Origin of the sequence: Thalassotalea atypica, from assembly GCF_030295975.1 — a bacterium.
Lineage (GTDB): Bacteria > Pseudomonadota > Gammaproteobacteria > Enterobacterales > Alteromonadaceae > Thalassotalea_F > Thalassotalea_F atypica.
Genome location: NZ_AP027364.1, coordinates 3,027,483 through 3,040,794, shown reverse-complemented (window position 1 = coordinate 3,040,794; position 13,312 = coordinate 3,027,483). Strand labels below are relative to the sequence as shown.

Sequence of the window (13,312 nt, the reverse complement as noted above, 5' to 3'; positions counted from 1 at the left end):
AATATAGGAAAGTAGAATGCTTGATGCAAAACCCTCAATGGAAAAGCTACGCTGGATCATGACACAATTGAGAGATCCCGTGTCCGGGTGTCCGTGGGACATTAAGCAGGATTTTGCCTCTATCGTCCCACATACGCTAGAAGAAGCATATGAAGTTGCAGATGCAATTGCACAACAAGATTTTACAGAGTTGGAAAAAGAGCTCGGTGACTTATTGTTCCAAGTTGTGTTTTATGCGCAATTGGGACAAGAAGACAGAAAGTTTGATTTAGATTCTGTGATTGCGGCGATATGTGAAAAACTCATTCGTCGCCATCCTCATGTCTTTGGAGATACGTCTTTAACTACAGATGCTGAAATCAAAGCAAATTGGGAAAATGAAAAGGCTAAAGAACGTCAGCACAAGAATAAAACTCGTGCGCTGAGCATTCTCGCCGATATTCCTAAAAATTTACCCGCGTTGTCACAAGCAAACAAGATTCAAAAACGCTGTGCTCATGTTGGTTTTGACTGGAATAATCTTGATGATGTTTTTGCTAAGGTGGAAGAAGAGGTTCAAGAAGTTAAGGAGCAACTTTATGGAGAACAAGATAAATTAGCAGAAGAGTTAGGGGATCTGCTGTTTGCAGTAGTTAACGTTTGTCGACATATTAAACAAGATCCTGAAGCAATATTGCGAGCCGCAAATAATAAGTTTACCAAGCGCTTTGAAGCGGTAGAGAAAAAAGTTGAAGGCTCAGGAAAAACTATTCAGGAACACGACATTACAGCGCTGGAGCAGTACTGGCAGCAGGTAAAAGTTGAACAAGCTTCTTAAATTGAATGAATTTATACTGAATTTGCCATTGTATGCAGAGTTAACTAAGTGAAATCAATCGCCTTAAAACTAGTAGGTCTTGTATTTGTTGGGCTTGCCATTCTTGGCGCGGCTTTGCCTGTTTTACCTACAACACCATTTTTATTAGTTGCCGCTGGCTGCTTTGCCAAATCATCGCCTTATTTGTATGAAAAACTGTTATCAAATCGTGTGTTTGGTCCATTAATTAATGATTGGCAAGAACATAAGTCTATTGCACGTAAAAGTAAGTACATTGCATTAGGCTCTATTGTATTAGCGCTAATGTGGTCATGGTTCTTACTTGATGATATTAAAATCAAACTCTTGGTGCTCGTTTTAATCTTATTTCCGGCTGTATTTATTTGGCGGTTACCTTTAACTGAGCATAAAAAAAGCGGCTAATTAGAGCCGCTGTCATGTTTGTATCAGTTGGTTTCTTTCTGTTTATCAATCATTGCTAATTCGTCTTTGTGAGCAACGACGATGCAATCTTTTCCACTGCTTTTGGCTTTATAGAGAGCTTTATCGGCCATATTAAAAACATCAATTGTATTGCTGGTTTCTTCAGAAAAAGTAGCGATACCAAATGAACAGGTGATGCGCAGTACTTTGTTTTTACGGCGCAGCTCAAATTTTAATGAGTTGATTACTTCGCGTATTTTTTGCGTAATATTAATGCTCTTCTTAATGTCCGTTGCTGGTAAAATGATGACAAATTCTTCACCGCCATACCTAGCGACATAGTCAGTTGAACGAATACTCTTTTTCAGGGTTTGTCCTAAACATTTAAGTACTTGATCGCCAATACTATGGCCAAAGGAATCATTAATGCTCTTAAAATTGTCAACGTCAATTACCATCAATGACAAAGGTTGTTTAGTGATGTTCCAATCTTTTCGTTCTTTATTGATTTGATAGACATAGCCCTTACGGTTTCCTACGGTGGTTAGTTCATCGACAAGGTTTGTTTCTTCAGCAACATTTAGTTTTTGTTCAAGCTTGTCAACAAAGGTCGTAGTACTCTCTATTTTGAAGTTGAGCTCTTTGATGGTTGCTTCGTTATTCTGATGTATATTATTTTGGGTTGTTGCATATTCATTCATGATCTTTGACAACAATTGGACATTGTCTTTAATGTGTTTCTGCATACCTTCAATGGTATCGATTGAACGAGCTTTCACTTCCATATTTTTTAGCTTTGTAACCATGCTTTTCTTCATGCCCTGACTTTCTGCTTGGGCCGACTCTACTAAATGTTCAATCACGGTTGTTTTGTTAAACGCCTCAACTAAGCTAGCGTGAATATCATTTAGCATTTCTTCTGCGGCGCAGCGTTCCCTTTGTATCAGCAATGCCAAATATGTGGTGGTTCTTTCAAGAAGGTTTATCGAAGCGAAAAAGGTTCCTTTGCCTTCTGGGATTTTGTTTGCTTCATCTAGCAAGTTGCCAATAAATTGATCGTTAGGGTAAGTTTTGGCTAGTTGCTTCGAAATAATTACCACGTCTTTGATCAGCTTTTTACTGGCCAAATGAATATCGGCAGCCACAACATCAGTTTCTTCGGTTTCAACATCTTTCTTAGCAATAATGACCTTAGAGTCATCTCTCAATTCGCTTAAATTACTGCTAAAGGACTCAATGGTTCGGCCCGTTTTGATCAAAATGCTGTGCAAAGGTTCATTGATAGCTAAATCTTCAAGAATATCGTTAATTTTATTTAGCTGTTCAGTAGATAAATTCTTGGTAAGCGTCTTTTTAAGGATCGCCTTTAATGTTCTTAAATCTCGTTGCTGGGCTTGGTAGTCGACATTATCAACATTCTTCTTCATTTTAGCGTATTGCTCAACTAAAGATGCGAAGGTGAACATCGCTTGATTAGATTTTAGCGCATTACGGATATTGTCAATTTGTACGGCTAATGGTCCATAATTCGGGGCAGATTCAATAAAATGCCGTAATGCTCTTTTTAATTCAGTATTAGAGCGCTTCAGCGTTTGAAGGTCTTGAGTTGATACGTCGGTGTTCATTCAATATTCCGTACAAATTAACCGTAGAATAAATGGTTATTAAATTTATAAGCCACAGAGTGCTTACGTTGCTACTTGCTCACTCTCTTATACCGCTGATTGAATTTCAATCAACCAGCGAAGTGTGACTACAAACAATACCAAAGTTTGGCAGTAAATTGTAGTCATCGGCATGAATGGCTACGCTAGCGCCTTTTGTATTAATGAGGCTAAATGCGCTGGAAGAGTTAAAGTAAGCGCAATGTTTTTTGCTTGGTCAGACATTTTTTTCCATGTTTTTTGCACAATGGAAATAATCTTTTCTTCACTATGTTTTGCGGCAAATGGTTCAAAATAGTAGGTTAAAAAAACCAAGCAAGCGACATCTTCTAACGTTTGTGTGTTTGGGTTTGTGCGTAATTTTTCTTTTCTGACAATGGCGCCTGTTATTTGGATATCTTCTAAATTATATCCACACTCTTGCATGACTTGTTCGGTCAATTGTGCGTGAAATAAGCCAAGCTCTTTACGCCATTTTAAATAGCCAGCTTTACCTAGTGGATATTCATTACGTTTGATATGCCATCTTTTAATATGTTGTGCACGTACTGCTATTTGTAAATACTGATCTGCATCAGGCCAATATTGAGATAGACAGGCCGACATACGTTGTCCATAAATCAATTCTTTTGCAACAGGCTCACCACCGACTATAGTGTGATTGGGATCTTGAGCGTTTATTTCGTCAATTTTGTTGAGTACGTCGATTAACGCATTGTCCATAGTAAAACTCTTATTCTCGTATTAGTTTGGGGATATCAGGGAGTATATAGTAGGGTGGATGCTCACTAATTTCATCAACTATTTATGTTTTAATTTATCGACGAGAACTTAGCAAAATTGTCTATATTTATCCTGATATTTTCTGCGTAGGTGCCTTGTCGTTAAGGCTCAATTTCGGTATAATGCCGCCCCGTCCTGCTATTCTAGCTTCGTTAAATTTAATTGAATCAATTTAACGGTTAGCAGTAGCCAATTTTCAATACTTCCTGACTTCTGGGTTTAACATGACGACAAGATATATTTTTGTAACGGGCGGTGTAGTTTCGTCCTTAGGTAAGGGCATTGCTGCTGCCTCTTTGGCTGCCATATTAGAAGCTCGTGGTTTAAAAGTAACCATGCTAAAGCTTGATCCTTATATTAACGTTGACCCAGGGACAATGAGCCCTATCCAACACGGTGAAGTTTTTGTAACTGAAGACGGTGCAGAAACTGATTTAGATTTAGGGCATTACGAGCGATTTATTCGTACCAAAATGACTAAACGTAATAACTTTACTACGGGCCGTATTTATCAAGATATCCTGGCGCGTGAGCGTCGTGGTGAATTTTTGGGTGCGACCATTCAAGTAATTCCTCATATTACCAATGACATTAAGCGCCGAGTTATTGAAGGTGCTGAAGGTTACGACGTTGCCATGGTAGAAATTGGCGGTACGGTAGGTGATATAGAATCACAACCGTTCCTTGAAGCTATTCGCCAACTAGGTACAGAGCTAGGCCGTGAACGTGCCATGTTCATGCACTTGACTCTTGTGCCATATTTAGCAGCGTCAGGAGAAATTAAAACCAAACCAACACAGCATTCTGTAAAAGAATTACGATCTATTGGTATTTTCCCTGACATTTTAGTTTGCCGTAGCGAAGGCGTTATTCCGGCGAATGAACGTTCTAAAATTGCGTTGTTTACTAACGTCGAAGAAAAAGCTGTTGTTTCAATGCGTGATGTTGACAGTATTTATAAAATCCCTGCACTGTTAAAGTCTCAAGGAACAGATGAAATCGTTTGTAAGCGATTTGGTATTGAAGCACCAGAAGCGGATCTTTCAGAATGGGAACACGTCCTTTATCAAGAAGCAAACCCAATTGACGAATTAACCATTGGTATGGTGGGTAAATACATTGAATTACCGGATGCCTATAAATCTGTTAATGAAGCATTAAAACATGCAGGTATTAAGAACCAAGTTAAAATAAAAATTCAATACGTTGATTCTCAAGCACTTGAAGCAAAAGGCTCTGACGCATTGAAAGAGTTGGACGCTATTTTGGTTCCTGGCGGCTTTGGTGAGCGTGGCGTTGAAGGCAAAATTATTGCTGCGCAATATGCTCGTGAGAACAAAGTGCCTTACTTAGGTATTTGTTTGGGGATGCAAGTTGCGTTAATTGAATACGCAAGAAATGTCGCGGGTCTTGAAGGTGCTCACAGTACTGAGTTTGATCCAGAAACTGAGTTTCCTGTAGTTGGTTTAATTAACGAATGGCTAGATGAAGAAGGCCAGATTGAATACCGTAGTGAGCATTCAGACTTAGGCGGCACTATGCGTTTAGGCTCTCAATTGTGTCACCTTGTGAAAGGTACCAAAACATGCGACGTATATGGCAGTGAAACAATTTATGAAAGACACCGTCATCGTTATGAGGTAAATAATAACTACCGAGACCAATTAGAAAAAGCTGGTTTGGTTTTCTCGGGGCTATCTTCAGATAAGAAGTTAGTTGAGATGATTGAACATAAAGATCATCCATGGTTTATCGCGGGTCAATTCCATCCAGAGTTTAATTCAACTCCACGAGATGGGCACCCATTGTTTGAAGGCTTTGTGGCAGCAGCATTTGACTACCACAAATCAATATCAAACCAATAACACGAAAACCGTAGCCATTTGCTGCGGTTTTTTTATCGTTCTAGATTAATGTTAAACATGGTAAAGCACGCCTTTGCCAATAAAAAATATGTGCCGAGAAAGGCGAAGAGGAATCAAATGTCTACTATTGAAAAAATTATTGCTCGTGAAGTCATGGACTCTCGTGGAAACCCAACCGTAGAAGCTGATGTTTATTTGGCATCAGGTGCATGGGGGCGCGCATGTGCTCCATCTGGCGCTTCAACCGGTTCACGCGAAGCACTCGAATTACGAGATGGTGATAAAGCGCGTTATTTAGGTAAAGGTGTTTTAAAAGCAGTAGCAGCAGTAAACAACGACATTGCAAAAGCGCTCGCAGGAGTTAACGCTTTAGAACAAGCCAATGTTGACCAAATTATGATCGACTTAGACGGCACTGAAAACAAGGAAAATTTCGGCGCTAACGCTATCCTTGCTGTATCTCTAGCAAACGCAAAAGCTGCTGCTATGGAAAAGAAAGTGCAATTATTTGAACATATTGCTGATCTTAATGGCACATCAGGTCAATACTCTTTACCTTTACCAATGATGAATATCATCAACGGTGGTGAGCATGCAGATAACAACGTTGATATCCAAGAATTCATGATTCAACCTGTTGGTGCGCCGAACTTCCGTGAAGCATTGCGCATGGGGGCTGAAATCTTCCACGCCCTTAAAAAAGTGCTTTCCACAAAAGGCATGAACACGGCGGTAGGTGACGAAGGTGGTTTCGCGCCAAACTTAGAATCAAATGCTGATGCGCTTGCTGTTATTAAAGAAGCAACAGAAGCGGCAGGTTACGAACTTGGTAAAGACGTAACTTTAGCACTTGATTGTGCAGCGTCAGAATTTTACGATGCTGATAAAGGCATTTATGACTTAACGGGTGAAGGCAAGCAATATACGGCGAATGAATTCTCAGATTTTCTTGCAAGCCTTTGTGCACAGTACCCAATCATCTCAATTGAAGACGGATTAGATGAATCAGATTGGGATGGTTTTAAATACCAAACTGACCTTATTGGTGATAAAGTGCAAATCGTAGGTGACGATTTATTCGTGACTAACACAAAAATTTTGGCGCGTGGTATAGAACAAGGCATTGGTAACTCAATCTTAATCAAATTCAACCAAATCGGTTCATTAACAGAAACACTAGCGGCAATAAAGATGGCGAAAGATGCTGGCTTTACCGCTGTTATTTCACATCGTTCTGGTGAAACTGAAGATGCGACGATCGCTGATCTAGCGGTAGGTACGGCTGCCGGTCAAATCAAGACAGGCTCTTTATGTCGCTCTGATCGTGTTTCGAAATACAATCAACTATTGCGTATTGAAGAATTCTTAGGTGATAAAGCTGTATTTAACGGCCGTAGCGAAGTAAAAGGTCAATAATAGCTCTTATTATCCGAGTAAAGATTAGAAAGCCAATGCTACCGCATTGGCTTTTTTCGTTTTATGGTAATAATGTTTTGAGCCTTTAGAAATGGATGAAGATTTATCTTTGCCTTGTTATCAAGTATGCTTAAATACTAAACAAATATTTTATAAAACTCAGTAATTTAAACCTTCATGACTCAAGCTTCTTTTTGGCATCAGCAATCGCAGTCTCCGGATTATGCTGAGCTGTGCAATGCGCTGTACGAGCGTGAAATCAGTATATTGACACGCGCTAACATTGACTCTGTACAAACTTTGCAAGCTAAGTTGAAAAGCTTGCCTTATTATATTCAGCGCGCTGCCTACTTGATGGTTACGATAGATACGCCGCTGGATTTAGATACTCAAAATGCGACATGGTCAGCAAAACAAGGTAAGAAAATGCCATTGGCTGGTCAGACAAACGATGAAGTCTGGCAGTGGTATATAAAATCAAGCATTTCTGTTGGTGTTGTTGTCCCAATTTACAAAGAAAGTCACATAGCGATAGATTGCATTGATCGTATTGACATAGAAAATCAACGCTATAGAACAAATCTACATGGCTGGTTTTCACCACAGCAAATAAGCGATGCCAATATTAGGTTATTAAAGCCAACTAAGAAAGTGATGATGGCAGCGTGTGCAGGCCATTGCTGGCAAAGCTCTGGTCCGGTAAGACCGCAGATCCCCTCCATGCGAGAACTTTTACTCTCTTGCTCGATTAATTGGCGCAATTTTAAGCGTTCAGTGCAGATAAATGAGCACTAACGGCTCATTTATGAGGATAGTTATTTACTCTAGCTGATCGCTACTTATAATAGCTGTTAGAGTTTTGTCATTTTTATCATGAGTGTACTTCGTTTGAATTTACTGGTGCCATGCGCGTAATTACCGCAATTTTATTTGTTTTTTTATTACTACTACAACACCGGCTTTGGTTCGGGAAAAATAGTGTGCCTGACTATTTAGCACTAGAAGCGGATGTCGCACGTCAAAAAGAAACCAATGAAAAATTAGTGCAACGTAATAAATTACTTTATGCCGATACCGACGACTTAAAGTTAGGTGTTGAAGCCATTGAAGAGCGTGCCAGAAATGAGCTAGGGATGATCAAAGAGAATGAAACATTTTTCCGTATTATTCCAAATGACAACAAACCTAGAACCACCAAATGATCCTATTTATTTTTGAGAAGTACCTAAGTGCCATTAATTAACAACATTTCGCTTATTGCAGTAGTACCCGCAGCCGGAGTGGGAAAACGAATGCTAAGTGATTGCCCTAAACAATACTTAACAATTGGCGGGAGGACTATCATAGAGCATACCCTTGAGCGTCTATTAAGCCACTCGATGATCAAAGAAGTGATCGTCGTGCTTGGTAAAGAAGATGGTTACTTTGCTCATCTCAACATTGCTTCTCATCCTCAAATTCGTACTGTTTATGGTGGAAAAGAGCGAGTAGATTCTGTTCTGGCTGGGCTTAAGGTGATTGACTCTGTGAAGTACCCTTGGGTATTGGTGCATGACGCGGCCCGTCCTTGCGTCAAACTAACAGATATCGACTCACTTATCTCTCATTGTATTGCTACTGAACAGGGGGGGCTTCTCGGCTATCCAGTGCGAGATACGATGAAGCGAAGTGAAGATAGTGGTGTAGTGTTAAGTACGATAGAGCGTGAGCGTTTGTGGCACGCATTGACGCCGCAAATGTATAAGGTGACTGACTTGATCCAATCGATTGAAGTTGGCTTTGACAAAGGGCTCACTATTACTGACGAGTCTTCTGCAATAGAAGCGTTTGGCTTACCTAGTACACTGATTGAAAGTCGAAGTGATAATATTAAAATTACCCGCCCAGACGATTTAGCGTTAGCTGAATTTATCTTAACAAACCAGATGGAAGAAAAATGAGAATAGGTCATGGCTTTGATGTTCACAAATTTGGTGGTGAGGGGCCTCTCGTTATCGCTGGAGTTAGTATTCCCTATCAACAAGGGTTTATTGCACACTCTGATGGGGATGTTGCCATACATGCTCTGTGCGACGCTATTTTAGGTGCATTATGCTTAGGAGATATTGGCAATCACTTCCCTGATACGGATGCCAGCTATGAGAATATATCCAGTCGCATATTACTAAGGCACGTTGTTGACTTAATGACTCAACACAATTACAAAATTGGCAATGCCGATATAACAGTCGTAGCGCAAGCGCCCAAAATGGCGCCGCACTTGCTAGCTATGCGGAGCTGTCTTGCTGAAGATTTGGCAACAAATATTAATCAAGTAAATGTAAAAGCAACGACAACTGAGCAATTGGGTTATACCGGTCGAAAAGAAGGGATAGCAGTACATGCTGTAGTGTTACTTGTTCAAGAGAGCGCTAATGACTAAAAAAAATCTAGCTTATTTACATGGTATCCCCAAGGCATCTGGAGATTTGCGTAGTGAATATGCAGACTTCAAAGTATTTGAATTGTTACCTTTTTCGCCAAGTGGCGAAGGAGAACATCTTTTCATTCATATTCGAAAAACCGGTGCTAATACAGTTTATGTGGCAAGGCAGCTAGCAAAGTATTTTGGTGTTAAAGAGAACCTCGTTGGCTATGCGGGATTAAAAGATCGCTTCGCCGTGACTGAGCAATGGTTTGGTGTGCACGTACCCGGCAAAAAGGTATATGACTTGTCTGATTGTGAAATTGATGGAGTCGAGATCCTCAGTTATCAACGTCACAATAAAAAACTTAAAACGGGCGCCTTGCTGGGCAATCGATTCGAGTTATTATTGCGCAATGTGACGGACATAAACGATGTGAAAGCTAGATGGAAGCATGTAGAACAACATGGCGTTCCTAATTATTTTGGCGAACAACGATTTGGTTTTGAAGGCGGTAATATTGATAAAGCTAAAGCGCTGTTTGCCGGTGTAAAAGTCAAAGACAAGAAAAAGCGCAGTATTTACCTATCGGCGGCGCGCTCTTTTATTTTCAATGAGCTCGTTCATCAACGAATTGAAGATGAAACATTTAATGAGATTCAACAAGGTGACGTTTGTATGCTTGCAGGCAGTCAATCGGTGTTTATTGTTGATGATAAAACAGAAGAGTTAGCACAGCGGTTAGTAGAGAATGATATCGACCTTACAGCTTCCATGTGGGGGGCTGGTGATCTCATGACCCAAGGTGAAGTTGAGCAATTTGAAAGTAAGATGTTGTCTCTGTTCCCAGAGTTATGTGCAGGTCTTGCCAAATTCGGCCTGAAACAAGAGCGTCGACGTATGCGTTTGAACGTTGCGCAGTCAAAAATTGATGTTCGGGATAATAATGTGCTGCTAACTTTTGTATTGCCAGCAGGCGCATATGCAACTACCGTATTGCGAGAAGTAATCAATTATCAAGATGTTAGTGAACGACATCCGATTCAAGAGTAAGTAATTTATTATGAAAATTTTATTAAGCAATGACGACGGTGTGCATGCTCAAGGGATTAAAATACTTTACCAAGAACTGGTTAAGTTTGCCGAAGTGATAGTTGTTGCTCCAGACAGAAACTGTAGTGGAGCGAGTAACTCATTAACACTGCTCAACCCACTACGTGCCCATAAACTAGATAGTGGTTTTTACTCTGTAAATGGGACCCCTACAGACTCTGTCCATTTAGGGATCAGCCAGCTTATGTCTAGTGCACCAGATTTAGTAGTTGCCGGCATCAATAACGGCGCTAATTTAGGTGACGATACCTTGTATTCTGGTACGGTAGCGGCGGCGGCGGAAGGGCGCCATATGGGGTTACCTGCTGTGGCAGTATCATTAGTTGGCAAAGAAGAAAGCCATTATCAAACTGCTGCAGTCATTGCCGCCAATATTATTAAACGTTTGGATCAGCACCCATTAGCTGCAGATCAAATCATAAATCTGAACGTACCCGATATACCGTTGTCAGAAGTGCAAGGCATCGAGGTGACACGCTTAGGGCATAGGCACAAAGCAGAGACCATGAAAAAGACGACCGATCCATGGGGGCGAGATATTTTTTGGTATGGCTCCTTAGGACAAGAGCTTGATTGTGGAACAGGTACCGACTTTAATGCAGTCAGCCGCAATTTTGCTTCGGTAACACCTCTAACGGTAGATATGACAGCCCATCAAAGTATGGATAATATGAAGAAATGGATGAGTGAATTGACGGTATGAATCTCAAAGTAGGACGGAGCGCAAGCGGAAAATCAGGACGAAGTGGTGAGCTGCTTGCTCAAAAGTTGCATGCTGAAGGGATTTCAAATCAGCAAGTACTTAAAGCAATAGCGTTATCTCCACGCCATATATTTGTTCCTGAAATATTGGCACACAAAGCGTATGACAACACAGCGTTACCGATCGGCCAAGGTCAAACAATCTCTCAACCTTATATTGTTGCTAAAATGTCGGAGCTTCTATTGACCGAATATTTGCCCCAAAATGTACTAGAAATAGGTACAGGATCTGGTTATCAGACGTCAATATTGGCCCAAATTATTCCAAAGGTTTTTTCAGTTGAACGTATTAAGTCACTGCAATGGCAGGCTAAAAGGCGTTTACAGTCGATGGATTTACATAATGTCTCAATGAAACATGGCGATGGTTGGCAAGGGTGGGCTTCTAAAGCACCATTTGACGCGATAATTGTTACTGCTGCGCCGACATCAATACCAGAAGCTTTGTTAACACAACTGGCTGAGGGAGGGAAGCTTGTGATCCCCGTCGGAGATCATGCGCAAATATTGAAAATAATTACTCGCAATGGCGATAACTTTCATGAACAACAAGTCGAAGCTGTGAGATTTGTACCTTTGGTACCGGGTTCAGTGATATGAAACTGTTTTCAGCCCTTTATGACTGGACGATGAAGTGGGCAAAACATAAACTAGCGCCGCTCATCTTAGCTGCTTTAACTTTTGCTGAATCCGTATTTTTTCCAATTCCACCAGACGTGCTGCTGGCGCCCATGGTGTTGGCCAAACCTAAACGAGCTTGGCATTATGCCACAATAACAACGATATCTTCTGTGCTGGGCGGTATTGCAGGTTATGCCTTAGGTTATTACATGTTTGATGCATGGGTTCAGCCACTAATTGCTGAATTCGGTTATCAAACGCGATTTGATACAGCGGTCACGTGGTTTGAAGAGTGGGGTGTTTGGGTGGTTTTTATCGCTGGATTCTCGCCCGTTCCCTACAAGCTCTTTACGGTAAGTGCTGGCTTTCTGAATATGATGTTTATTCCGTTTTTGATCGCGTCAACCATCGGCCGTGGGATGAGGTTTTATCTAGTCGCAGGACTGATTAAACTAGGGGGAGAGAGCATGGAAAGAGCCCTTCGCAAGTGGGTTGATGTAATCGGCTGGGGGCTAGTAGTTTTGATTGTTATTGCGTATGTTACATTAAGGTAATGAATTTTTATGAGTATGCTAAGGACTAAGCAATAGGCATGAAGGCAATTAGCGAATGGGTGTTTTTCTTCCTGATTTTGATAATGACAGGCTGTTCTTCGAGAAATACGCCAGCACCGGTTGTCGAGTCAAAAACAGCTATTTCTTTAAAGCGTCCATCGGTCAGCAGCATAAAGACAAGTACCTACCGGGTTAAAAAAGGTGAGACCCTTTATTCTATAGCGTGGCGGGCAAAAACCGACGTTAGAACTTTAGCTGAGCTCAATAAGTTATCCTCGCCATACAAAATTTATCCTAATCAAAAGTTAATTTTAGCCTCAAAAAGCACCCAGCCTATTAAAAATAAGCCTTCGGCGAATAATTCGATTAAAAGCTCTGGTTCAACCAGTACTAAAGTGAATAATAAACCAGTTGCATCTAGTAAAAAGCCGGCGTATGGTGGAACTGTAAGTGGACAAAAAACAAGCAAAAAGTCCGCTTCACAGGCTAATGTTTTTTCTCAAAAAATAAGAAAATGGCAATGGCCAGCCAGAGGGAAAGTTATTGCGACATTCTCAACGGCAATCCAAGGTAATAAGGGAATTGACATTGCAGGTCGCCGTGGCGATAAGGTTAAGGTAGCTGCTGATGGTGTTGTGGTTTATGCAGGTAGCGCATTACGTGGCTATGGTAAGTTAATCATAGTAAAACATAATGATGATTACCTCAGTGCATATGCTCACAATGACCAGATCTTAGTTAAAGAGCAGCAAGTTATTAAAGCCGGCAATGTAATAGCCAAGATGGGAGATACTGATGCTGAAAGAGTCATGCTTCATTTTGAAGTTCGCTTTCGGGGTAAATCTGTAAATCCTTTGAAGTACTTGCCTAAAAAATAATCATAAGAATA

At 40.7% G+C, this 13,312-nt stretch carries 15 protein-coding genes; 13 read left to right on the top strand and 2 right to left on the bottom strand.

Annotated elements, in window-relative coordinates; all coding sequences use genetic code 11:
• Window positions 1-16 precede the first annotated feature (16 nt).
• The gene (gene mazG / locus QUE03_RS14025; RefSeq protein ID WP_286262518.1) at window positions 17-817 is read left to right on the top strand and encodes a nucleoside triphosphate pyrophosphohydrolase; all 801 of its coding nucleotides are present in this window, start codon (window positions 17-19) and stop codon (window positions 815-817) included.
• A 48-nt stretch (window positions 818-865) separates the two neighbouring features.
• Complete coding sequence (locus QUE03_RS14020) at window positions 866-1,240, top strand: YbaN family protein (protein WP_286262516.1); 375 nt, start codon at window positions 866-868, stop codon at window positions 1,238-1,240.
• A 23-nt stretch (window positions 1,241-1,263) separates the two neighbouring features.
• On the opposite strand, the gene QUE03_RS14015 is transcribed toward QUE03_RS14020, so the two are convergent.
• The gene (locus tag QUE03_RS14015; protein ID WP_286262514.1) at window positions 1,264-2,865 is read right to left on the bottom strand and encodes a GGDEF domain-containing protein; all 1,602 of its coding nucleotides are present in this window, start codon (window positions 2,863-2,865) and stop codon (window positions 1,264-1,266) included.
• Between the two features lie 180 nt (window positions 2,866-3,045).
• Entirely contained in the window at window positions 3,046-3,627 is a 582-nt protein-coding gene (locus QUE03_RS14010) for a DUF4202 domain-containing protein (RefSeq protein WP_286262512.1), read from the bottom strand.
• 284 nt (window positions 3,628-3,911) lie between these two features.
• On the opposite strand from QUE03_RS14010, the gene pyrG reads away from it, so the two are divergent.
• The 11 genes from pyrG (at window position 3,912) to QUE03_RS13955 (ending at window position 13,301) form a co-directional block, all read left to right on the top strand.
• On the top strand, window positions 3,912-5,552 hold the full coding sequence (pyrG, locus tag QUE03_RS14005) for a CTP synthase (RefSeq protein WP_286262510.1): 1,641 nt from the start codon (window positions 3,912-3,914) through the stop codon (window positions 5,550-5,552).
• A 117-nt stretch (window positions 5,553-5,669) separates the two neighbouring features.
• Window positions 5,670-6,968, top strand: coding sequence for a phosphopyruvate hydratase (eno, locus tag QUE03_RS14000; protein WP_286262508.1), 1,299 nt, complete (start codon window positions 5,670-5,672; stop codon window positions 6,966-6,968).
• A gap of 177 nt (window positions 6,969-7,145) precedes the next feature.
• Window positions 7,146-7,763: a hypothetical protein gene (locus QUE03_RS13995; protein WP_286262506.1), complete on the top strand. Its 618-nt coding sequence runs from the start codon at window positions 7,146-7,148 to the stop codon at window positions 7,761-7,763.
• A 110-nt stretch (window positions 7,764-7,873) separates the two neighbouring features.
• Complete coding sequence (ftsB, locus tag QUE03_RS13990) at window positions 7,874-8,170, top strand: cell division protein FtsB (protein WP_286262503.1); 297 nt, start codon at window positions 7,874-7,876, stop codon at window positions 8,168-8,170.
• Between the two features lie 27 nt (window positions 8,171-8,197).
• The gene (gene ispD, locus QUE03_RS13985) at window positions 8,198-8,908 is read left to right on the top strand and encodes a 2-C-methyl-D-erythritol 4-phosphate cytidylyltransferase (RefSeq protein ID WP_286262501.1); all 711 of its coding nucleotides are present in this window, start codon (window positions 8,198-8,200) and stop codon (window positions 8,906-8,908) included.
• Window positions 8,905-9,390: a 2-C-methyl-D-erythritol 2,4-cyclodiphosphate synthase gene (ispF, locus tag QUE03_RS13980; RefSeq protein ID WP_286262497.1), complete on the top strand. Its 486-nt coding sequence runs from the start codon at window positions 8,905-8,907 to the stop codon at window positions 9,388-9,390. The genes ispD and ispF overlap by 4 nt, the downstream gene beginning before the upstream one ends.
• The gene (gene truD, locus QUE03_RS13975; protein WP_286262495.1) at window positions 9,383-10,426 is read left to right on the top strand and encodes a tRNA pseudouridine(13) synthase TruD; all 1,044 of its coding nucleotides are present in this window, start codon (window positions 9,383-9,385) and stop codon (window positions 10,424-10,426) included. Before ispF ends, truD begins: the two co-directional genes overlap by 8 nt.
• A gap of 10 nt (window positions 10,427-10,436) precedes the next feature.
• Window positions 10,437-11,189, top strand: coding sequence for a 5'/3'-nucleotidase SurE (gene surE / locus QUE03_RS13970; protein ID WP_286262493.1), 753 nt, complete (start codon window positions 10,437-10,439; stop codon window positions 11,187-11,189).
• A complete protein-coding gene (locus QUE03_RS13965) occupies window positions 11,186-11,848 on the top strand; it encodes a protein-L-isoaspartate(D-aspartate) O-methyltransferase (RefSeq protein WP_286262491.1) in 663 nt (220 codons plus the stop codon). Before surE ends, QUE03_RS13965 begins: the two co-directional genes overlap by 4 nt.
• Complete coding sequence (locus tag QUE03_RS13960; RefSeq protein WP_286262489.1) at window positions 11,845-12,423, top strand: YqaA family protein; 579 nt, start codon at window positions 11,845-11,847, stop codon at window positions 12,421-12,423. The genes QUE03_RS13965 and QUE03_RS13960 overlap by 4 nt, the downstream gene beginning before the upstream one ends.
• A gap of 38 nt (window positions 12,424-12,461) precedes the next feature.
• Window positions 12,462-13,301, top strand: coding sequence for a peptidoglycan DD-metalloendopeptidase family protein (locus QUE03_RS13955; RefSeq protein ID WP_286262487.1), 840 nt, complete (start codon window positions 12,462-12,464; stop codon window positions 13,299-13,301).
• The last annotated feature ends 11 nt before the right edge of the window (window positions 13,302-13,312 follow it).

Coding starts and splice junctions, on each gene's coding strand:
- mazG (WP_286262518.1), top strand. CDS start 17: ATGCTTGATGCAAAACCCTCAATGGAAAAGCTACGCTGGATCATGACA.
- QUE03_RS14015 (WP_286262514.1), bottom strand. CDS start 2,865: ATGAACACCGACGTATCAACTCAAGACCTTCAAACGCTGAAGCGCTCT.
- QUE03_RS14010 (WP_286262512.1), bottom strand. CDS start 3,627: ATGGACAATGCGTTAATCGACGTACTCAACAAAATTGACGAAATAAAC.
- pyrG (WP_286262510.1), top strand. CDS start 3,912: ATGACGACAAGATATATTTTTGTAACGGGCGGTGTAGTTTCGTCCTTA.
- eno (WP_286262508.1), top strand. CDS start 5,670: ATGTCTACTATTGAAAAAATTATTGCTCGTGAAGTCATGGACTCTCGT.
- QUE03_RS13995 (WP_286262506.1), top strand. CDS start 7,146: ATGACTCAAGCTTCTTTTTGGCATCAGCAATCGCAGTCTCCGGATTAT.
- ftsB (WP_286262503.1), top strand. CDS start 7,874: ATGCGCGTAATTACCGCAATTTTATTTGTTTTTTTATTACTACTACAA.
- ispF (WP_286262497.1), top strand. CDS start 8,905: ATGAGAATAGGTCATGGCTTTGATGTTCACAAATTTGGTGGTGAGGGG.
- truD (WP_286262495.1), top strand. CDS start 9,383: ATGACTAAAAAAAATCTAGCTTATTTACATGGTATCCCCAAGGCATCT.
- surE (WP_286262493.1), top strand. CDS start 10,437: ATGAAAATTTTATTAAGCAATGACGACGGTGTGCATGCTCAAGGGATT.
- QUE03_RS13965 (WP_286262491.1), top strand. CDS start 11,186: ATGAATCTCAAAGTAGGACGGAGCGCAAGCGGAAAATCAGGACGAAGT.
- QUE03_RS13960 (WP_286262489.1), top strand. CDS start 11,845: ATGAAACTGTTTTCAGCCCTTTATGACTGGACGATGAAGTGGGCAAAA.
- QUE03_RS13955 (WP_286262487.1), top strand. CDS start 12,462: ATGAAGGCAATTAGCGAATGGGTGTTTTTCTTCCTGATTTTGATAATG.